The sequence below is a fragment of the Actinoallomurus sp. NBC_01490 genome (assembly GCF_036227085.1).
GTDB lineage: Bacteria > Actinomycetota > Actinomycetes > Streptosporangiales > Streptosporangiaceae > Actinoallomurus > Actinoallomurus oryzae.
Genome location: NZ_CP109433.1, coordinates 6999945 through 7021143, shown reverse-complemented (window position 1 = coordinate 7021143; position 21199 = coordinate 6999945). Strand labels below are relative to the sequence as shown.

The 21199-nt window shown below is 72.9% G+C and carries 14 protein-coding genes and 1 pseudogene; 8 read left to right on the top strand and 7 right to left on the bottom strand.

Annotated features, from left to right (window positions below):
* Nucleotides 1–75: 75 nt before the first annotated feature.
* Nucleotides 76–855 (top strand): enoyl-CoA hydratase/isomerase family protein, encoded by a 780-nt coding sequence (locus OG417_RS32685; protein ID WP_329236702.1) that lies wholly within the window; start codon nucleotides 76–78, stop codon nucleotides 853–855.
* A gap of 5 nt (nucleotides 856–860) precedes the next feature.
* Nucleotides 861–2066: a fumarylacetoacetate hydrolase family protein gene (locus OG417_RS32680; protein WP_329236699.1), complete on the top strand. Its 1206-nt coding sequence runs from the start codon at nucleotides 861–863 to the stop codon at nucleotides 2064–2066.
* A gap of 45 nt (nucleotides 2067–2111) precedes the next feature.
* Here OG417_RS32680 and OG417_RS32675 read toward each other — a convergent pair whose 3' ends face one another.
* Entirely contained in the window at nucleotides 2112–3167 is a 1056-nt protein-coding gene (locus tag OG417_RS32675; RefSeq protein WP_329236697.1) for a LacI family DNA-binding transcriptional regulator, read from the bottom strand.
* 248 nt (nucleotides 3168–3415) lie between these two features.
* Between OG417_RS32675 and OG417_RS32670 the strand changes: the two genes are divergently transcribed.
* On the top strand, nucleotides 3416–4621 hold the full coding sequence (locus OG417_RS32670; RefSeq protein WP_329236695.1) for a CaiB/BaiF CoA transferase family protein: 1206 nt from the start codon (nucleotides 3416–3418) through the stop codon (nucleotides 4619–4621).
* 60 nt (nucleotides 4622–4681) lie between these two features.
* Entirely contained in the window at nucleotides 4682–6256 is a 1575-nt protein-coding gene (locus tag OG417_RS32665; protein ID WP_329236693.1) for an aldehyde dehydrogenase (NADP(+)), read from the top strand.
* Nucleotides 6257–6320: 64 nt separating this feature from the next.
* Here OG417_RS32665 and OG417_RS54495 read toward each other — a convergent pair whose 3' ends face one another.
* The 3 genes from OG417_RS54495 to OG417_RS32655 are packed head-to-tail and all read right to left on the bottom strand — an operon-like array spanning nucleotide 6321 to nucleotide 9975.
* Entirely contained in the window at nucleotides 6321–6446 is a 126-nt protein-coding gene (locus OG417_RS54495; RefSeq protein WP_442875774.1) for a hypothetical protein, read from the bottom strand.
* A complete protein-coding gene (locus OG417_RS32660) occupies nucleotides 6413–8278 on the bottom strand; it encodes an ABC transporter ATP-binding protein (RefSeq protein WP_329236691.1) in 1866 nt (621 codons plus the stop codon). The genes OG417_RS54495 and OG417_RS32660 overlap by 34 nt, the downstream gene beginning before the upstream one ends.
* The gene (locus tag OG417_RS32655) at nucleotides 8275–9975 is read right to left on the bottom strand and encodes an ABC transporter ATP-binding protein (protein ID WP_329236689.1); all 1701 of its coding nucleotides are present in this window, start codon (nucleotides 9973–9975) and stop codon (nucleotides 8275–8277) included. Before OG417_RS32655 ends, OG417_RS32660 begins: the two co-directional genes overlap by 4 nt.
* 237 nt (nucleotides 9976–10212) lie before the next feature.
* Between OG417_RS32655 and OG417_RS32650 the strand changes: the two genes are divergently transcribed.
* Nucleotides 10213–10788, top strand: a complete 576-nt coding sequence (locus tag OG417_RS32650) for a hemerythrin domain-containing protein (protein WP_329236687.1) — start codon at nucleotides 10213–10215, stop codon at nucleotides 10786–10788.
* Nucleotides 10789–10868: 80 nt separating this feature from the next.
* Here OG417_RS32650 and OG417_RS32645 read toward each other — a convergent pair whose 3' ends face one another.
* Nucleotides 10869–11294, bottom strand: a complete 426-nt coding sequence (locus OG417_RS32645; protein WP_329236685.1) for a ChaB family protein — start codon at nucleotides 11292–11294, stop codon at nucleotides 10869–10871.
* A gap of 166 nt (nucleotides 11295–11460) precedes the next feature.
* Between OG417_RS32645 and OG417_RS32640 the strand changes: the two are divergent.
* Nucleotides 11461–13238 (top strand): annotated as a pseudogene (locus OG417_RS32640) (catalase).
* A gap of 110 nt (nucleotides 13239–13348) precedes the next feature.
* On the opposite strand, the gene OG417_RS32635 reads toward OG417_RS32640, so the two are convergent.
* Nucleotides 13349–15136: a thiamine pyrophosphate-requiring protein gene (locus tag OG417_RS32635; protein ID WP_329236683.1), complete on the bottom strand. Its 1788-nt coding sequence runs from the start codon at nucleotides 15134–15136 to the stop codon at nucleotides 13349–13351.
* An 89-nt stretch (nucleotides 15137–15225) separates the two neighbouring features.
* Here OG417_RS32635 and OG417_RS32630 point away from each other — a divergent pair, with 89 nt between their 5' ends.
* On the top strand, nucleotides 15226–18204 hold the full coding sequence (locus OG417_RS32630; RefSeq protein WP_329236681.1) for an FAD-binding and (Fe-S)-binding domain-containing protein: 2979 nt from the start codon (nucleotides 15226–15228) through the stop codon (nucleotides 18202–18204).
* Nucleotides 18205–18268: 64 nt separating this feature from the next.
* On the top strand, nucleotides 18269–19342 hold the full coding sequence (locus tag OG417_RS32625) for an enolase C-terminal domain-like protein (RefSeq protein WP_329236679.1): 1074 nt from the start codon (nucleotides 18269–18271) through the stop codon (nucleotides 19340–19342).
* Between the two features lie 46 nt (nucleotides 19343–19388).
* On the opposite strand, the gene OG417_RS32620 is transcribed toward OG417_RS32625, so the two are convergent.
* Complete coding sequence (locus OG417_RS32620) at nucleotides 19389–21194, bottom strand: sensor histidine kinase (protein ID WP_329236677.1); 1806 nt, start codon at nucleotides 21192–21194, stop codon at nucleotides 19389–19391.
* Between the last annotated feature and the right edge of the window lie 5 nt (nucleotides 21195–21199).

Below are 21199 nucleotides of genomic sequence, written 5' to 3'. Positions count from 1 at the left end.
TCGCGGGCGGCGGCTTGACGGCGGCGCTCGGTACGCCTTGCTTGAGGACATGAACACCGGATCAGAAGGAGCCCTATGGAGAGCACCGTCCCGGAGATCGGCTGGTCGCTGAGCGACCACGTCGCCGTGATCACACTCGATCGCCCCGCCAAGCTGAACGCCGTCACGGCGGAGATGTCCGCCGAGCTGATGCGCCTGGCGGACTGGTGCAACGGGTCCGACGACGTCCGCGCCGTCATCATCACCGGGAGCGGGGACCGGGCCTTCTGCGTCGGCTCGGACATCGCCGAGCTCGACACCTACGCCACCCCCTGGGACTTCCGCAACCGCGCCGACTACTGCGACTCGTTGCGCCGCCTGCGCAAGCCGCTGATCGCCGCCGTGAACGGCTGGGCCCTGGGCGGAGGCCTGGAGACCGCCCTCACCTGCGACATCAGGATCGCCGCCGAGTCCGCGCGGTTCGGCGCGCCGGAGATCAAGCTCGGCTGGGTCGGCGGAGGCGGGATGTCCGCCCTGCTGCGGGCCAGCATCGGTGAGAGCAACGCGGCCCTGATGCTGATGACCGGCGATCCGATCACGGCCCCGCAGGCGGAGCGGTGGCACCTGGTGAGCGAGGTCACCCGGCTCGAGGACCTCATGGACCGCGCGCACGCCATCGCCGAGGTCGTCGCCTCCCGGGCCCCCATCGCCGCCGAGACGGCCAAGGCCAACCTGCGGGCGGCGGCGACCATGCCCCTGGACCAGGCGATGACCTACGAACGCGACCTGCAGACCGTGTGCTTCGCCACCGAGGACGCCGCGGAGGGCCGGGCGGCCTTCCGCGAGCGGCGTCCGGCCGTCTTCCAGCGAAAGTAGATCCCATGGAAACCCACATCGACCCGGGCGCCGGTCTGTCGGGACTGCGTGCCGCGAACACCCTGCCGCAGGACGGTACGGCCGGTGCCCTCCTCGCGCGGATCTGGAACCCGGCGGCGGGCGGCCCCTCGCCGGCGGCCGTCCGCGCCGACGGCGTGTACGACGTCTCGGACGCCTTTCCCACCGTGGCCGGCCTGTGCGAGGAGGGCGATCCCGCCGCCGCGCTGCGGGCCGCGCCCGGCGTCCGTGTCGGCAGTGTCGACGACCTGCTGGCGGCGACCGTCGACCGGCCCGCGGACCCCGGCGCCGCGCGCTTCCTCGCGCCGGTCGACCTCCAGCCCGTCAAGGCCGCCGGCGTCACCTTCGCCGCCTCCATGATGGAGCGGCTGATCGAGGAGCGGGCCCAGGGCGACCCCGGCGCCGCCGCGGCGATCCGCGCGGACCTGGAGGAGGCACTGGGCGGCGACCTGCGCTCGCTGCGCCCCGGTTCGCCCGAGGCCGCCGAGGTCAAGCGGCGGCTGGTGGCGCGCGGAGAGTGGAGCCAGTACCTGGAGGTCGGCATCGGGCCCGACGCCGAGATCTTCACGAAGGCGCTGCCGCTGTCCGCCGTGGGTCACGGCAGCCGGGCGGGCGTGCTGCGCGAGTCGGAGTGGAACAACCCCGAACCGGAGGTCGGCCTGGTCGTCTCGTCGCGCGGCGCCATCGTCGGCGCCACGCTCGCGAACGACATCAACCTCCGCGACTACGAGGGCCGGTCCGCGCTGCTGTTGCCCAAGGCGAAGGACAACAACGCCTCCTGCGTGCTCGGCCCCTTCGTCCGCCTCTTCGACGGCGCCTTCGGGCTGGACGACATCCGGTCGGCGACCGTCCGGCTGGAGGTCGCCGGCGCCGACGGCTTCACGATGGGCGGCGAGTCGCCGCACGGCCAGATCAGCCGGGACCCGGCCGACCTGGTGGGCCAGCTCATGGGCGACCACCACCAGTACCCGGACGGCGCCGTCCTGCTGCTGGGCACGATGTTCGCGCCGGTCAACGACCGGGGGCGGCCCGGCTGGGGCTTCACCCACCACCAGGGCGACGTCGTACGGATCTCCACGCCGAAGCTCGGCACGCTCACCCACGAGGTCCAGCACGCGCAGGACTGCGCTCCCTGGGACTTCGGGGTGCGCGCCCTGATGACCAACCTCGCCCGGCGCGGCCTGCTGCGCTGACCGGCGAACTCTCCGGCCGCCGTCGTGCGGCCGGAGAGACCCCGGTCAGGCGCTGGCCCGGCGGCGGATCTGGAACCCCATGTCGACGTGGGGTCTCGCCGGTTTCTCCCCGCGCATCCGGCGGAGCAGCATCCGGGCGGCCTCCTGGCCGATCGTGGTGTTGGGCAGTGCCACGGTGGTCAGGCCGGGCCGGATCAGCCGCGACAGCTCGAAGTCGCCGAAGCCGGAGATCGCGACCTCACCGGGCACGGCGATCCCGCGCTCGGCCGCGGCCAGCAGGGCCCCGTTGGCGAAGACGTCGGTCGAGAAGACCAGGACGTCGCTGTCGGGATGGGCCTGCCGGGCGGCGTCCAGGAGGCGTCCGCCCGCCTCCAGCGTCAGCGGAAACTCCGAGGCGTCGAACACGCGCGGCTCGGCACCGGGCCAGTGGTCCGCCACGGCCCGCAGGTAGCCGTCGAGCCGGCGCCGCGAGCGGTGGTCTCCCTTGTGCAGGCGGCCGACGAAGCAGAGCCGTCGGTATCCGGCCTCGTGCAGGGAGGACACCATCGCGTACATGGCCTCCTCGTTGGAGAAGCCCACAAGAGTGTCCAGCGGGGTGTCGGTCCAGTCCCACGTCTCGACCACGGGGACGCCGGACGTCGTCAGCATCCGCACCACCGCCGGGCTGTGGAGGGTGCCGGTCATGAAGAACCCGTCCGGCCGCCGGCCGAGCAGCGAGCGGATGAGCTCCTCCTCCCGCTTGTCGTCGTAGTCGGTGTACCCGAGCAGCAGCTGGTACCCCTCGGGCGCCAGGACGGAGGACAGGCCGGTCAGCGTCTCGGAGAAGATGGAGGCGGACAGCGAGGGGATCACGGTCGCCACGATCTTGCTGCGGTTCGAGGCGAGGTTGCGAGCGGACAGGTTCGGCACGTACCCGGCCTCGCGGATGGCGGTCTCGACCTTCTCCCGGGTGTGCGGGCTCACCTCGTCCGGAACGCGCAGCACCCGGGAGACCGTCTGCGCGGACACCCCGGCGATCTCCGCGACGTCCTGGAGTGTCACGGAGCGGGTGGCGGAGCGGCGGCGCGAGACCGACGTCACCGCTCCGTCCTGGCTGCTCATGATGTCGCTCTCCTCGTGTGCCGCCCACGCGTTCGACGGCGCTGCCGGCAGGGTCCTACGGCGTCAGCCCAACTTTACGCATGCGTCCGGCCCGCGGCCCGCCGGTGGCCGACTCCGCCGGAGCGTGCCGACCGATGTCCCTGTTGTTTCCTGGCCCGTCTTCTGTTAGCGCTACCGATAGCGCTAACATTCATTATTGGAAGGCTTGGCCCTTTCGTCCGGTCTGTCCCTAGGTGAAGAGGCGGCTCATGAAGGTTCTCGAAGGAATTCGCGTCCTCGACCTGTCCATCGCTATGTCGGGGCCGTTCGCCGCGATGAAGCTGGCGGACCTGGGGGCGGACGTGATCAAGGTCGAGCCGCCGGGCGGCGAGTGGCAGCGGCACGCTCCGGCCGGAGGTGCGCGCGGCAACGAGGTCAACGCCTCCTTCCTGTCGCTCAACCGCAACAAGCGCAGCCTGTCGATCGACCTGAAGTCCGAGGCGGGCGGCCGGCTGCTGCGCGACCTCGTGTCGACGGCGGACGTGTTCCTGCAGAACTACCGCCCCGGCGTCGCCCAGCGGCTCGGCGTGGACTACGAGATCCTTCGCGCGGTCAAGCCGGACCTGGTCTACGTCTCCGTGTCCGGGTACGGGGAGACCGGCCCGTACGCCCGGCGCCCCGGTCAGGACGTCCTTCTCCAGGCGATGAGCGGGGCTCTGTTCAGCGCAGGGAGGCCGGGCGAGCCGCCGGCGCCGGCCCCGTACTTCCTGGTGGACGCCTTCGCCGCCTACTCCGCCTTCGAGGGCGCCCTCGCCGCGCTCTTCCACCGCCAGCGGACGGGGGAGGGGCAGCTGGTGCAGGTCAACATGCTGGACGCGATCATCGCCGCGCAGATGCAGGAGATCAGCGTCCGCACGGTGGGCCGGGTGCCGCAGACCCGCGCTGAGGCGATCCACGCGCACAGCTACATCCGCGCCCCCTACGGCGTCTTCCCCACCCGGGACGGCTACCTGGCGATCTCGTTCGCCGAACCCGCCGTGCTGGCCGAGTTGATGGAGGACCCACGCCTGGCCGCGTACGAGGCGGAGCGCGACGGCTTCAGCGAGCGGGAGAAGATCTCCGCGCTGGTGGAGGAGAACCTGCGCAGGCGGACCACCGCCGAGTGGATCGAGGAACTCGGCGCCGCGGGCGTGTGGTGCGGGCCGGTCTACGACTACGACGACCTGCTGACCGATCCGCAGGTGCTCCACAACGGGTCGTTCGTCACCTACGACCATCCGACCGAGGGCACCGTGACCACCCCCGGCTTCCCCTTCAGGCTCTCCGGGAGTCCTCAGACCGTGGACCGGCCCGCCCCGGTCAACGGCGAGCACAGCCACGAGGTACTCCGCGAACTGGGTCTCAGCGAAGGCCGCATCGACCGGCTGGAGCAGGACGGGGTCATCGTCCGCGCCCGGCCGGCCGCTCGCGCCTGAGCCGGCGAGTACGACCCGCACGCCGCGGCCTACGGCTACCCCCCTGGGAGGAACACGATCATGCCCCTGAAGGGAACCATGTTCATCGGCGCCGAGCGGCGTCCGGGATCCGGTCCGGCGATCACGTCGTACGATCCCCGGACCGGCACGGCCCTGGAGCCCGCGTACGGCACGGGCACCGGCGAGGACGTCGCGGACGCCTGCGGGCGCGCGGCGTCGGCCGCCGTCGCGTACCGCTCCACGTCGCCCGGCGAACGCGCGGCGTTCCTGGAGCGGGTCGCCGAGCGCATCGAGGAGCTGGGCGAGGAACTGATCGACCGGGCGGTCGCCGAGAGCGGCCTGCCGCGCGGCCGGATCAGCGGCGAGCGCGACCGCACCACCGGTCAGCTGCGCCTCTTCGCCGCCGAGGTACGGGCGGGGGAGTGGGCGGACACGCGCGTCGACCCGGCACTGCCCGACCGCCGGCCCGCCCCGCGGCCCGATCTGCGGCAGCGGCATCTGGCGCTCGGCCCGGTGGCGGTCTTCGGGGCGAGCAACTTCCCGCTGGCCTTCTCGGTGGCGGGCGGCGACACCGCCTCGGCACTGGCCGCGGGCTGTCCCGTGGTGGTGAAGGGGCACGGCGCCCACCTCGGCACCTCCGAGCTCGCCGGCTCCGCCGTCGCGGCCGCGGTCCGCGACTGCGGGCTGCCCGAGGGCGTCTTCTCCCTGCTCTTCGCGGCGGGCGACGAGGTCGGCCAGGCACTGGTCACCGACCCGCGCATCCGGGCCGTGGCCTTCACCGGCTCGCAGGTGGGAGGTCTGGCCCTGCTGCGGACGGCCGCCGCCCGTCCGGTGCCGATCCCGGTGTACGCCGAGATGAGCAGCGTGAACCCGGTCTTCCTCCTGCCGGGCGCGCTGCGGGAGCGCGCCGCCGAGCTGGCCGAGGGGTTCGTCGGCTCCCTGACCCTGGGAGCCGGCCAGTTCTGCACCAACCCCGGCCTGATCGTCGCCGTCGACGGCCCGGAGCTGACGGAGTTCCTCGCCGCGGCGACGCGCGCCCTCGGCGCGACGGCCGGGCAGACCATGCTCACCGCGGACATCCACACCGCCTACGAACGGTCCACCGCCGGCCTCCTCGCGACCGACGGTGTACGGGAACTCGGCTCGGGCCTGCCGGGAGTGGGGGCGAACACGGGAGTCGCCCGGCTGTTCTCGGTGGCGGCCGGCGTCTTCCTGGACCGGCCGGAACTCCAGGACGAGGCCTTCGGCGCGGCGTCCACCGTGGTCGTCTGCCGTGACGCCGAGCAGTTGCGCGAGGTGGCCGCGGCGCTGCGCGGCCAGCTGACCGCGACGGTCCACCACGGTGAGGGAGACCAGGAGGTCGCGGCGACGCTGCTGCCGTTGCTGGAGGACCGGGCCGGGCGCATCCTGTTCGACGGCTGGCCCACCGGCGTGGAGGTCACGCACGCCATGGTGCACGGCGGACCGTACCCCGCGACCTCCGACGGGCGCACCACCTCCGTCGGCACGCTCGCGATCCGGCGGTTCCTGCGTCCCGTGTGCTACCAGAACGTGCCCGCCGGACTGCTTCCTCCCGAGGTGTCCGACGAAAACGTCTATGGCCTGCCGCGCCGGGTCGACGGCGCCCGGCGGTAACGCGGCCGCTGGAGGGGGCGTGCCGTCCGGGCGGTTCCGGAGCGACCGCCCGGACGGCACGGGCTCACGGCGTCCAGGGGGAGCCGACGGCCCAGCTCACGTCGTCCGCCGGCACTCCGGCGTCCTGGCCGCCGGCGCCGCCGGGGCCCTCGATCGTCAGGTCGTTGTGCCGTGACGTCCGGTCGTAGATCTTCGTGATGACGCAGGTGGTGTTCGCGCAGATCCTGGTGGATCACCCGCTGTCAGGGTTCGCCCGCGCTGTCGGCGTTGCCGCGACCAGGCGGACCAGAGGGCCGCGTAGCGGCCCGCCGTGGCGAGCAGCTCCGCGTGCGTGCCGGTCTCGGCGATCCGGCCGGCGTCCAGCACGACGACGCGGTCCGCCGCGGCGGCCTGGGTGAGGCGGTGCGCGACGACCAGTGCGGTGCGTCCCTCCAGCGCCGCCTCGGCCGAGGCCTCGAGGACCCGCGCGCCCGCGCTGCCCGCCTCCGCGGTCGCCTCGTCGAGGATGACCACCCGGGGATCGGCGAGCACGAGCCGGGCGAACGCCAGTTGCTGCGCCTCCGCGACGGTCAGGGCGTGCCCGCCGTCGCCGACCCGGGTCGCCAGCTTCTCCGGGAGCCCTTCGGCCCAGCCGAGCGCGCCGACGCGGTCGAGCGCCGCGCGCAGCTCCGCGTCGGTCGCGTCCGGCGCGGCCAGCCGCAGGTCGTCGGCCAGCGTGCCCGCGAACACGTGGACCTCCTGGGTCACCAGCGCGACGTGCGCCCCGGGAAGCGGGGGGTCGCCGCCGACCCGTACCGTGCCCGCGCCGGGCCGGTGCACGCCCGCGATCAGCTTGGCCAGCGTCGTCTTGCCGGCGCCGCTCGCGCCGACCAGCGCGACCCGCTCGCCGGCCGCCACGTCGAGCGTGACGTCGTGCAGCACGGGACGGCCCGGAACGTACGCGTGGCCCAGCGCCCGTGCCGTGACCGACGCGTCCGCCGGCGCGGCGGTCGCGTCCTCCTCGGCGGGCACCGGGAGGTCGGCGACGCCCACCAGCCGCCGCAGCCCGGCCGCCGCCGCCTGGGCGTCGTCGACCAGCGCCAGCGCCATGTTGATCGGCCCGAACAGCCCGTGGAAGTACAGCGCGGCGGCCGTCGCACCGCCCACCGTCGCCGATCCCTGGCGTACCAGCACGAACCCCACGGCCAGCACCGCGCACAGGCCGGCGTACTCCCCGACGTGGAGCCTGCTGTAGAACCGGGTCCGCAGCGCGACGCCGCGCAACGACAGGTCGACCGCCGCCCGCGAGCGCCGTTCGACCCGGTCGAGGTGGCGGTCGGTCAGCCGCAGGGCCCGTATCGTCGCCGCCCCGTCGATCGCGGCGAGCAGCGCGTGCTGCTGCGCCCCGGCCGTCGCCCGCTGCTCGGCGTACAGCGGCCCGGCCCGTCGCGAGTACCAGCGCGCCGTGTGCAGCTGCACCGGCACGGCGACCAGCGCGGCCGGCAGGAACCGCCAGTCGAGCACGGCCATCCCGGCCAGCGTCGAGACGATGGTGAGCAGCGAGCCGATCAGCGCCGGTATCGCCCGTCGTACGGCCTCGGCGATGACGGTGACATCGCCGGTGACTCGCGAGGTGAGGTCGCCCGACCCAGCGCGCTCGACCTGTTCCAGGGGTAGCCGCAGCGCGTGGGTCAGGAAGCGTTCCCGCAGCTCGGCGAGCGCGTTCTCGCCGGCCCGCGCGAGCTCGGCGAGCCCGGCGGCCGACAGCGCGCCCTGGGCGAGGGCCGCCGCGACCAGGAGGACCGCGGGCCAGGTGAGCGAGCCCGCGCCCCGGCGCCCGGCGACGAGGTCGACGATGCGGCCCACCAGCGGGGGCACGAACAGCCCGGCGACCGTTCCGGCGAGGAGAATCGCCGGCGCCAGGACGACCGCCCGGACGCGTGGCCGGAGGAGCGCGCCCGCCGAGCGGAGGGTCCGCCGCCCGCTCGCGACCGGCAGCAACTCTCGCTCACTGACGGGCCCGCCCTCGCCGTGTTCGCTCATGACAGGACCGCCGTGCGGTAGCGGGAGTGTTCCGTCACGAGTGCGGTGTGCGCTCCCTGGGCGGCGACCACGCCGCCGTCGAGGAGGATCACCCGGTCGGTGACGGCCAGGAGGGCCGGGCTCGTGGTGACCAGGATCGTGGTCCGGTCGCGGCGGAACGCGCGGAGGCCCTCGGCGATGCGGGACTCGGTGACCGTGTCGACGGCGGTGGTCGGGTCGTGCAGGACGAGAACCGGGGGATCGGCGGCGAGCGCGCGGGCGAGGGCCAGCCGCTGGCGCTGCCCGCCGGACAGCGAGCGGCCGCGCTCGTCGAGGACCGTGTCCAGCCCGGCCGGCAGGGCCGCCACCACCTCGTCGGCGCCGGCCGCCACCAGGGCCGCGTCCAGGCCCGTGTCGGCGGCCAGGTTGTCGCGGACGGTGCCGTCGAACAGCCGCGCGTCGTGCCCGGCGACGAGGATCGCGGCCCGCAGCTCGCCCGGGTGCAGGTCGGTGAGTGCCACGCCGTCCAGCTCGACCGAACCCTCCTCGGGGTCGGCCGCGCGCCCGAGGTGGGCGAGCAGCGCCGTCGCGGCGGCCGGGTCGGTGGCCACGACGCCGACGAACTCGCCGGGCGTGACGTCCAGGTCGACACCGCGCAGGCCCGTGCCGGACAGGCCGCGCAGGGCGATCTTCCCGGTGGCGGGTTCGGGCACCGCGAGCGGCCCCGGCGTCACGGCCGGCGGGCTCGACAGCACCGCCGCGACGCGCCGCGCCGACGCGCGGCCCTGCGCGAACACGCCGTTCACCCACGCCAAGGTGGTCAGCGGGGTCAGCAGGTACTGGGCGAGCCCGGCCGTCGAGACCAGCGCGCCGATGGTGATGTGCCCGCCGGCCGCCAGCCGTCCGCCGGCGAGGGCGATGACGGCGAGGAACACGCCGTTGAGCGCGATCGTCAGGCCGTGGTAGGAGGCCTCGGCCCGCGCCGACCGTACGGTGGCCCGCAACGACTCCCGGCTGGTGCGCCGGTAACGGTCGAGCGCGTGCCGCTCGGCGCCGAGGCCCTTGAGCACCCGGAGCCCCGAGACGAGATCGGCGGCCACCCCCGACGCCCGCGCGGCGTGCTCCTGCTCGGTCTCGCTGCGGTGTTCGAGCGGCCTGCCGAGCACGTGCGACAGCCAGAGCAGCGGAGGCGCGCCGACCAGGACCAGCAGGCCGAGCGGCAGCGAGATCATCAGCAGCAGCACCGCGGTCAGCGCGAGCCCGCCGCCGGCGGCGACCGCGGCGGGCACCATCGCGGCGACCGCGCCGACGCGCGCCGCGTCCCCGGCGGCGATGCTCACCAGGGCGCCCGGCAGGCGTCCGGCCTCGGCGCCGCCCCGGTGGTCGAGCACCCGCCGGGTCAGCGCGAGCCGCAGTTCGTGCGCGGCCTGCTGCGACGAGCGCTGGGCGGCCCGGTCGCCGAACCGGTAGCTGAAGCTGAGCGTCAGGTACACCGCGCCGAGAACGCCGAGCCACAGCGCCAGACCGCCGGGCCCGCCGTCGACCGCCTGGTCGATCACCACGCCGATCAGGAACGGCACGAGTGCCTCGCCCGCCTGGTGGCCCGTGATCAGCGCCGAGCCGAGCAGAACCTGCCGGCGCTGTCCGCCGATGGCCCGCGCCAGTACGGAGTGCCCGGTGGGGGTCGTGACCTCCCTCCGGATCCGCGGACGCCTCATCCGCGTCCGCCGATTTCACGGCCGTCGATCACGACCCGCATGGGCGCCTTCCTCCGCAGCATGTCGGCAAATTATTTAGGTAAGCCTTGCCTTTATTAGGTTCACCTAAATTACCTTCCGGCCCGCCCCGGGCGAAAGGCGGCCACCCCCGAGCCGGTTCGGAAACGGCGGCACGCGTAGCGTGAAATCGAGGGCGCGCGCCCAAGGTAGGGGGAGCCTCATCGAGCGGGGGATGTCATGGGGAACGTGTTCGAGGTACTGCGCAAGGATCATGAAGAGGTCAAGCGGGCCCTGGCCGAGCTCGAGCGCGGTCCGACCGCCGCGTCCGGTGCCGACGCCGACCAGCTGACGCTGCGGGAGAAGCTGGTCGAGGAGCTGACCATCGAGGAGTCCAAGCACGAGGCGGTCGAGGAGGAGTACTTCTGGCCGGCCGTACGGGAACACCTCGACGACGGCGACGCTCTGGCCGACCACGCGATCGAGCAGGAACAGGCGGCCAAGTTCATCCTCAACGACCTGATCGGCATGAAGACCGACGACCCCAAGTTCGAGGAGCTGGTGGGGCGGTTCATCGCCGACGGGCGCGAGCACATCGCCTACGAGGAGGACAACGTCTGGCCGCAGATGGAGAAGACGCTCAGCGCCGAGGAGGCGGAGGAGCTCGGCCACAAGGTCGAGGAGGGCAAGAAGATCGCTCCGACCCGGCCGCACCCGCACACGCCGCCGAAGCCCGGCATCCTCAAGGCCGCCGGACCGGCGGTCGCGGCGGCCGACCGGGCCCGCGACGCGGCCACCGGACGCGGACAGGACTGAGCCGGCGCGTCACTTCCGGCGGCGAGCGGATCACCGCCGGAAGCGACAGCCGCCGGTACGCATGCCGCCGGGCGGGGGCGTCAGGAGCGTGCCTTGGCGGTGGCGCGGTCGTTGGCCTTCCGCAGGGCCTTGACGAGCTCGTTCTTGCTCATCTGCGAGCGGCCGGGGATGTCCATCTCCTTGGCCAGGTCGTACAGGTGCTGCTTGGAGGCGTTGGCGTCGACGCCGCCCGCCGACGGGCGTGAGGTGTCGCGGCCTCCCTTGGACTGCTCGTCCGACGGGCCCTTCGCGCCCTTGTCCTTGGGCTCCCAGTGATCGCCGACCTTCTCGTGGGTGTGCTTGAGCGCGCCGTAGGCCACGCGGTGCGCCCGCTGCCCTTCGCCGTACTCCTGGACCGCCGCGTCGTGGGCCTTGGCGAACGTGCGCTGGGCCTTGGCGTCGGAACGCTTGATCGTGTCGGGCAGCTCGCTCTGTTTGGCCTTGCCCTTCTTGGTGGTCTTCGGCATTTCTCCTCTCCCCTCCCGATGAAGGCGGATCCCTGTCACCGCAAGACCTACCCCGCACGCGGCCGCCACACATGGTCGCCGAGCCGGGGTGTCGCGGTGGCTGTTTACGGTGCGGCGGCCGGGTAGGGCGGCACGACCACGACCCCGAGACGCTGAGGAGACGCACATGCCGGCCGACGGCCGTACGGACAAGGATCGGCAGCTGGACGCCGACCGGGCCGCCCCGGAGGAGACGGTTCTGACCACCGACCAGGGCGTCGCCGTCGGCGACACCGACAACTCGCTGCGGCCCGGCGAGCGCGGCCCGACGCTGATGGAGGACGTCCACTTCCGCGAAAAGCTCACGCACTTCGACCACGAGCGGATCCCCGAACGCGTCGTGCACGCCCGCGGCGCCGGCGCCTACGGCTACTTCGAGGCCTACGGCGACGCGCCGGCCGGGGTGACGGCCGCGGAGTTCCTCACCGACCCGGGCCTGCGGACCCCGGTGTTCGTGCGGTTCTCCACCGTCGCCGGGTCGCGCGGGTCGGCCGACACCGTGCGGGACGTCCGCGGCTTCGCGACCAAGTTCTACACGCGGCCGGCACGCACTCGCTGGTGTGGGACGAGACCCAGAAGGTCGCGGGCAAGGACCCGGACTTCAACCGCCGTGACCTGTGGGAGGCGATCAACGACGGTGACTTCCCCGAGTGGGAGCTCGGCGTGCAACTCGTCGCCGAGGCCGACGAGCACGCCTTCGACTTCGACCTGCTCGACCCGACCAAGATCATCCCGGAGGAGGAGGTCCCGGTACGGCCGGTCGGCCGCATGGTCCTGGACCGCAACCCCGACGACTTCTTCGCCGAGACCGAGCAGGTCGCCTTCCACACCGCGAACGTCGTGCCCGGGATCGACCTCAGCAACGACCCGTTGCTGCAGGCCCGGCTGTTCTCCTACCTCGACACCCAGCTGATCCGCCTCGGCGGGCCCAACTTCACCCAGCTGCCGGTCAACCGCCCGCTGAGCGAGGTGAGCAACCACCACCGCGACGGCTACCACCAGACGACGGTGCACCGGGGGCAGGCCGCGTACCACCCCAACTCCCTCGGCGGCGGGTGCCCGGCCATCGCGGGCGACGGTTACACGCACTACCAAGAACGCGTCGACGGCAACAAGATCCGCAAGCGCAGCGAGAGCTTCGCCGACCACTACTCCCAGGCCACGCTGTTCTGGAACAGCATGGCGGACTGGGAGAAGGAGCACATCGTCGCGGCGTTCCGGTTCGAACTCGGCAAGGTCGAGCCCATGCACGTCCGCGAGGGCGTGGTACGGAACCTGGCCAACGTCCACCCCGACCTGGCCACCAGGGTCGCCGAGGGCATCGGCGCCGAACCGCCGGCGCCGCCCGCCACCCCGCCCGGCCACCGCCGCTCTCCGGCGCTCAGCCAGGCGAACAGCCCCACCGACACGGTCGCCACCCGCAAGATCGCGATCCTGGCCGCCGACGGTGTGGACGGCGACCACGTACGGGCGGCCACGGCGGCCCTGACCGAGGCGGGAGCGAACTGCGAGGTCCTCGCCGCCGCCGACGGATCGCTCAGCGCGGGCTCCGGGAACGACGTCACGGTCACCCGGGCCCTGACCACCGTCGCCTCCGTCCTGTACGAAGCGGTGCTGGTGCCCGGCGGTGCCCGTTCGGTCCAGACGCTGGCGGGCGACGGCGACGCGGTGCACTTCGTCAGCGAGGCCTTCAAGCACGGCAAGGCGATCGGCGCGCTCGGCGACGGCGTCTCGCTGCTGGAGGTCGCCCGGGTCACCTCCGTACGGCGCGGCGACCGGGAGACCGTCACCGACCAGGGCGTGGTGACCGGCGGTACGGCGAACGGCGACTTCACCGAGGCGTTCGTCACGGCCGTGGCGGCCCACCGCCACCCCGAACGCGACCTGAGCGCCGTTCCCGCCTGACGCCGGACGCGGGGTCCGTCCCGGAGCGGGACGCCGGGACGACCCCGGCGCCGAGCGAGCCGGAGCCCGTCGAGGAAGATCCGCGACGGGCTCCGGCTCGACGCGGGCGCTCAGGACTTGCCGAACAGCTCCTGGGCCTTGGTCTTCAGCCCCTTCCTGACCACGCCGGTGGAGTCGGGGTCGCCCTTGATGATGGCCTCGGCGGCGTCCTTCATCTGCTCGAACTCCGCGTGCGGCGGGATCGGCGGGATGTCGGGGTCGCAGTGGACGTCGAGGAGGACCGGCCGGTCGGCGGCCAGGGCCCGGTCCCAGGCGGACCCGATGGCCTCGGGCTTGTCCACCTCGATGCCCTCCAGGCCGATCGAGCGTGCGAACGCGGCGTAGGACATGTCGGGCAGGTTCTGGGACTCCTCGAACTTCGGCGCGCCGTTCATCGCGCGCAGCTCCCAGGTGACCTGGTTCAGGTCGTTGTTGTGCAGCACGGCGATGACGAGCCGCGGGTCGGACCAGTCGGAGCAGTAGCGCTTGATGGTGAGAAGCTCGGCCAGGCCGTTCATCTGCATGGCGCCGTCGCCGACGAACGCGATGGCGGGCCGGTCGGGATGGGCGAACTTCGCCCCGATCGCGTACGGCACGCCCGGCCCCATCGTCGCCAGGGTCCCCGACAGCGAGCCGCGGATGCCGGCGCGGATCTTCAGGTCGCGGGCGTACCAGTTCGCGGCCGAGCCGGAGTCGGCGGTGACGATGGCGTTGTCGGGGATCCGGGAGTTCAGCTCCCAGAACAGCAGCATCGGGTTGATGGGGTCGGCCTCGACGTGGGCCTGCCGCTCGACCGTGCCCCACCAGCGCGCGACGTTGTCCTCGACGGTCTCGCGCCAGGAGCGCTTCTTCTTGCGTTCGAGCCGCGGGATGAGCGCGCGCAGGGTCTCGGCCGCGTCGCCGACGAGGTTGACCTCGGTCGGGTAGCGCATCCCGATCATCCGGCCGTCGATGTCGATCTGGATCGCCCGGGCGTCGCCGAACTCCGGCAGGAACTGGCTGTACGGGAAGTTGGACCCGACGATGAGCAGCGTGTCGCAGTCGCGCATGAGCTCATAGGAGGGCCGGGTGCCGAGCAGGCCGATGGCTCCGGTGACGTAGGGCAGGTCGTCGGGCAGCACGTCCTTGCCGAGGAGCGCCTTGGCGATCCCGGCGCCGGTCAGCTCGGCGATCTCCATGACCTCCGCCGCGGCGGACCGGGCGCCCTGGCCGGCGAGGATCGCCACCTTCGAACCCTCGTTCAGGATCTCGGCGGCGCGCGCGACCTCGGCATCGGGGGCACGGGTCACCGAGGGCGTGTAGCCGGGCGTGGACGACGGCACGTTCTTGAACGCGTGCGACGGCCCCTCGTAGGGCTCTTCCTGCAGGTCGGCCGGAATGATCACGGCGGTGGGCGAGTGGTCGGCGAGAGCGATCCGCATGGCCCGGTCGATCAGGTTGGGCAGCTGCGCCGGGACGGTCGCCATCTGCACGTACGAGCTCGCGACGTCCTTGAACAGGCTCAGCAGGTCGACCTCCTGCTGGTAGTTGCCGCCCATCGCGCTGCGGGCGGTCTGCCCCACGATCGCCACCACCGGGACGTGGTCGAGCTTGGCGTCGTAGAGGCCGTTCAGCAGGTGGATCGCGCCGGGCCCGCTGGTGGCCATGCAGACGCCCGGTTTCCCGGTGAACTTCGCGTAACCGACCGCCTGGAAGGCGGCCATCTCCTCGTGCCGGGCCTGGACGAGCCGTGGATGATCGTCGGCCCGGCCGAGTGCCGCGATGATTCCGTTGATGCCGTCGCCCGGGTAGCCGAAAATGTGCTTCACGTCCCACTCGCGCAGGCGTTCGAGCAGGTAATCGCCGACAGTGGGCGCCATGATCAATCCTTCCGAGGTGGCGAATGCTCCTGACGATCCGCTTCCCGGAGAGCGCGATTGAAACCTGATACGCGGGTAACCGAAGTCATATGTCCGAGACACTTCTCCGCGATCTTGCGGCACGCGTCGACGGCGAGGTGCGGTTCGACGCCGGGTCGCGCGCCGACTACGCCCATGACGCATCCAACTACCGGCAGGTGCCGATCGGCGTGGTGGTCCCCCGGAACGTCGAGGCGGCCGTGGAGGCCGTCGCGGTGTGCCGGGAGCATGATGTGCCGGTCTTCTCGCGGGGCGGGGGCACGAGCCTGGCGGGACAGTGCTGCAACAGCGGCGTGGTGATCGACTGGTCCAAGTACTGCCGTCGCCTGGTGTCGGCGGACCCCGACCGGCGGCGGGCGGTCGTCGAACCGGGTGCCTGCCTGGACGATCTCAACGCCGAGCTGTCGAAGTATCACCTGATGGTGGGCCCCAAACCGTCGACGCACGACACGTGCACGATCGGCGGGATGATCGGCAACAACTCCTGCGGAGCCTCGGCCCAGGCGTACGGGAAGATGGCCGACTCGGTGATCCGCATGGAGGTGCTGACCTACGACGGCACGCGGATGTGGGTCGGGCGGACCAGCAAGGAGGAGTACGAGCGGATCCTCGCCGAAGGAGGGCGGCGAGCGGAGATCTACCGGGCGCTGCACGAGCTGGCGGAGGAGAACCTCGCGCTGATCCGTACCCGCTATCCGGACATCCCGCGCCGGGTCTCGGGCTACAACCTCGACGCGCTGCTGCCCGAGAACGGCTTCAACCTCGCCCGGGCCCTCGTCGGCAGCGAGTCCACGCTGGTGACCGTCCTGCAGGCGGAGATCTCGCTGGTGCCGGTGCCGCCGTACCAGTCCCTCGTCGTCCTGGGGTACGACGACATCGCCGCCGCCGGCGACGCCGTACCGACCGTCGCCCGGCACGAGCCGCTGGCCCTGGAGGGGATCGACGAGACGCTCATCGACCTGGCCCGCGTCGAGCACGTGGCGAAGCAGGGCGTGCTGGACGAGCTGCCCGAGGGGTCGGGGTGGCTGATGGTCCGGTTCGGCGGCGACACGCGGGAGGAGGCCGACGAGCGCGCCGACCGGTTGCTGTCCGACATCCACCGTTCCGAGCACGGCCCGGGCGTGTCCTACCTGGACGACCCGGACGAGGAAGAACGGCTGTGGAAGGTCCGCGAGGCCGGCCTGGGCGCGACCGCGTACCCTCCCAGCGGGCCGGACACGCACGAGGGCTGGGAGGACGCGGCGGTGCCGCCCGACCGGCTGGGGGACTACCTGCGCGACTTCCGCGCCCTGCTGGAGGAGTTCGGCTACGGGTCGGCGTCGCTGTACGGGCACTTCGGGCAGGGGTGCGTGCACACGCGGATCGCCTTCGACCTGGAGGACCCCGACGGGGCCGAGACGTACCGCCGGTTCGTCGAGCGCGCCGCGCGCCTCGTCGCCTCCTACGGCGGGTCGCTGTCCGGCGAGCACGGGGACGGCCAGTCCCGCGGCGAGCTGCTGCCGATCATGTTCGGCGACGAGATCATCCGGCTGTTCGGCCGGTACAAGAGGATCTTCGATCCGGGCAACCGGATGAACCCCGGAAAGGTCGCCTCGCCCGAGGAGACCGAGCACCCGGCGGGCACGCCGGGGGTCTTCCGGCTGGATGAGAACCTCGACCACCTCGGCTACCACCCCGCCGAGCCGCGGACCTACTTCCACTATCCCGAAGACCACGGCCGGTTCACGCACGCGGCGGCGCGATGCGTGGGCATCGGCAAGTGCCGCGCCTCCTCCGGCGGCGTCATGTGCCCGAGCTACCGGGTCACCCGCGAGGAGAAGCACGCCACGCGGGGGCGCGCCCGGCTGCTCATGGAGATGATGCGCGGCATGCGCGGCGGCGGCGAGGACGCCGTCATCACCGACGGCTGGCGGTCCAAGGACGTCCACGAGGCCCTCGACCTGTGCCTCGCCTGCAAGGGATGCCGCGGCGACTGCCCGGTCAACGTCGACATGGCGACCTACAAGGCCGAGTTCCTGGCCCACCACTACCGCCGGCGGCCCCGCCCGCTGTCGCACTACTCGATGGGCTGGCTCCCGCTGTGGGCACGGCTGGCCTCCGCCGCGCCGGGCGCGGTCAACGCCCTGACGCACGCGCCGGGGCTCGACCGGGTGGTCAAACGCGCCGGCGGCGTCGACCGGCGCCGGGAGCTTCCCCGGTTCGCCCGCGAACGCCTGACCGACTGGTTCAAGCGGCGCGGAGGTCCGCAGGCGGACGGGCCGTCGGTCGTCCTGTGGCCGGACTCCTTCACCAACAACTTCCACCCCGCGATCGGCCAGGCGGCCGTCCGGGTGCTGGAGGCGGCCGGGTTCCGGGTCGAGATGCCGCCCGTCCCGCTGTGCTGCGGGCTCACCTGGATCTCCACCGGGCAGCTCGCCACGGCCGAACGGGTGCTGCGCCGAACCGTCGACGCCCTGGCGCCCCGGCTGCGCGCCGGCACCCCGGTGATCGCCCTCGAACCCAGCTGCGGCGCGGTGTTCCGCTCGGACGCCCCGGAGCTGATGTCCGGCGATCCGGACGTCGAGCGCCTCTCGAAGCAGACCCACTCCCTGGCCGAGTTCCTCCTGGACCGGGCGCCGCAGGCGATCACCGCGCCCCCGCCGGGCACGGGCCGTACCGCCATCGCCCAGACGCACTGCCACCAGCACGCCATCTGGGGGTTCGAGGCCGACACCGAGGTGCTCCAGCGCGTCGGCGTCCAGGCGGACGTGCTGGACGAGGGCTGCTGCGGCCTGGCCGGCAACTTCGGCTTCGAACGCGGCCACTACGACGTCTCCGTCGGCGCCGCCGAGCTGGGGCTGTGGCCGGCGGTACGTGACGCCGACCCGGGCACCACCGTGCTCGCCGACGGCTTCTCCTGCCGCACCCAGATCGAGGCCGGTACGGAGGCGAAGCCGAAACACCTCGCCGAGTTGCTCGCGGAACTGCTGTGCCCGGAGCAGACCGGCGAACGCGACACGGCGGTCACGACACCGACGGAGGTCTCGTGACCGAGCGATGCGCGGGAAGCGGGCGACGAGGCGTCATGATCGCGACGCCGGCGGGGGAGGTGCCATGATCGAGCTCTCCACCGCCGCCTACACGATCCCGACGGACGCCCCCGAGGCGGACGGCACGCTGCAGTGGGACTCGACCACTCTCGTCCTGGTCGAGGCGAGCGCCGAGGGCGTCACCGGGATCGGCTGGACGTACGGGCCCGCGACCGTCGCGCAGGTGGTCACCAAGCTGCTCGCCCCCGAGGTCGCCGGGAGCGGCGTGCTGAACCCGCCCGCCGCGCACGAGGCCATGTGCCGCACGGTCCGCAACGCGGGCCGCCCCGGCCTGTGCTCCATGGCGATCTCGGCCGTCGACTGCGCCCTGTGGGACCTGAAGGCCCGCCGCCTCGGCCTGCCGCTGCACCACCTGCTCGGCGCCGTCCGCGAGGAGGTGCCCGTGTACGGCTCCGGCGGCTTCACCACCTACGACGACGCACGGATGCGCGAACAGCTCGAGCACTGGGCCGGCGAGCAGCGCATCCCCCGCGTCAAGATCAAGATAGGGGAGGCGTGGGGGAGCCGCGAGGCCCGCGACGTCGAACGCCTGCGCCGCGCGCAGAAGATCATCGGTCCGGACACGGAGCTGTTCGCCGACGCCAACGGGGCCTACAGCGCCAAACAGGCGGTCCGGGTCGCCCGGGCCGCCGACATCCGGTGGTTCGAGGAGCCGGTCTCCTCCGACGACCTGGCCGGGCTCGCGACCGTACGCGACGCTGTGCCGTGCGAGGTGGCGGCCGGGGAGTACGGCTATGACCTGCCCTACTTCGTCCGGCTCCTGCCCGTCATCGACTGCCCGCAGGCCGACGTGACGCGGATCGGCGGGATCACCGAGTTCCTCCGCGCCGCCGGGCTCGCCCGAGCCCACGGCAGGGACCTGTCCGCCCACTGCGCCCCGCACCTGCACGCCGCCGCGATGGCCGCCATCCCCAACGCCCGCCACATCGAGTGGTTCCACGACCACGTGCGCATCGAGTCGATGCTCTTCGACGGAGCCCTCGACCCGGCGGGCGGCACCGTACGCCCGCGAGACGACGCCCCCGGCCTGGGCCTGGAGTTCAAACGCCCGGACGCCGAGCCCTACCGGGTCGCCTGAACGCGCTGGTGCGCAGGGGCCGCAGCGCGTGCCGGCCGGCTCGCGATCAGTCGCCTGTGATCGGTATCTCGGCGAACAGCGCCGTCCCGCCGTCCGCCGGGCTGCTGATCTCGAACCTGCCGCCGATGGCCTCGACACGGTCTCTGATGCTGAGGAGTCCCGACCCGCGGGCGGCGTCGGCCCCTCCCGTGCCGTCGTCGCGGATCGACAGCCGGATGGCGCCGTCCCGGACCGTCAGCTCGACGTGGGCGACGGACGCGTCGGCGTGCTTGGCCACGTTCGTCAACGCCTCCGACACGACGTGGTAGGCGGTCACCTCGCTCCGTTCGGCGACCCGGCCGGCGTGGATGTTCAACTCCACCGGCACCGGGGAGCAGCGGGCGAGCGCCCTGATCGCCGGTTCGAGACCCTGCCTGGACAGCAGTGCCGGATGAAGGCCCCGGGCGAGTCCCCGCAGGTCCTCCAGCACCTCGTCCAGGGCACGCGCCGTGTGGCGCAGCATTCTTCGCACGTCGCCCGGGCGGTCCGGCGGTGTGGCCGTCGCGGCGCGCAGCTCGAGCAGGAGCGCGACCAGGTGTTGCTGGACCCCCTCGTGAAGATCCCGTTCGATCAGCCGCCGGGTGGCGTCGGCCGCCGCGATCACCCGGGCCCGTGAGGCCTCCAGCTCCGCGCGGCTCTCGGCGTTCATGATGGCGGTGACCAGCAGGTCGATGAAGTCGCCCAAACGCTTCTCGATGTCATCGGGCAGCGGCTCCGACGGCGAGACGACGATCACCGCGCCCCACAGCCGCCCACCGACGGTGACGGGACAGCCGACGGCGGAGGCGGTCTGCGTCCGCAGCGAGGCGCGGAACTCGCCGGCGAGCGCCGGGACGCGGACGGGCTCCACCCGTCCCGTCTCGCCCGTCCGTGCCACGAGTTCCGCGGCACTGTCCGGCTCCAGCGGCCAGCGGCCTTTCGGCGGTGTCGCGATGGGCGCACTCCGGTCCCAGATGCCGACATTGGAGGCGGCGGTCCCGTCCGGTTCGTACCGGATCACCGCGGCGTGGGGCGCCTCCAGGAGCCGTCCCACCTCGCGGGCGACCGCGCCGAACACCTGCTCCGGCGGGGCCTCCTGGGCGACGAGCGTGGCCAGGCGCCGCAGCGCGACCTGCTGGTTCGCGGCCCGCTCCCGTTCCCGCGCCGCCCGTAGCGTGATCTCAAGGGACGGCACCACCCGCTCCCGGAGGCGCCGCAGCGTCGACCTCGGCAGACCGGCGGGGACGATGAGCGAGGCCGCCGGGACGCCACGGTCGTGCAGCGGGAACGCCACGCGCCGGCCGTCACCGGAGACGGCGCCGCGCTCGATCGCCGCGTACGGGAGGCCGAGAGCGTCCGAGAGGAGGCGCGCCGCCGCCGGTTCCGCGGTCTTGAGATCCGGCGTCTGCAGGAGGACGCGCGCCAGCTCGGCGGCCAGGTCGGCCTCCCCGCGAGCGTCGATCTCGAGCGCCAGCGACCGGGCCAGCCTGGAGATCGAACCGGCCAGCACCGTGACCGCGAAGAAGATCGCGAGCACCGTCCAGTCCTCGGCCTTGTTCAGGGTCAGGCTCCCCAGCGGCGGCGTGAGGAAGTAGTCCAGAGCCAGGGTGCTGATGGCGGCGGTCACCAGCCCGAGCCACAGGCCCCAGATGGCCGCCACCGCGACGATGCCCAGCAGATACACGACTTCCAGCGACCGTGCGGGCGTGATCTGGCTGAGCAGCCGGGCGAGGAACGTCTCGGCGGCGACGCACGCGAGCGCGACCACGATCCCCAGCAGCAGGGGAGGGCGGCGGCTCCAGCGGCCCACGATCGCGGCCGTGCCCGAGCGCATAACTC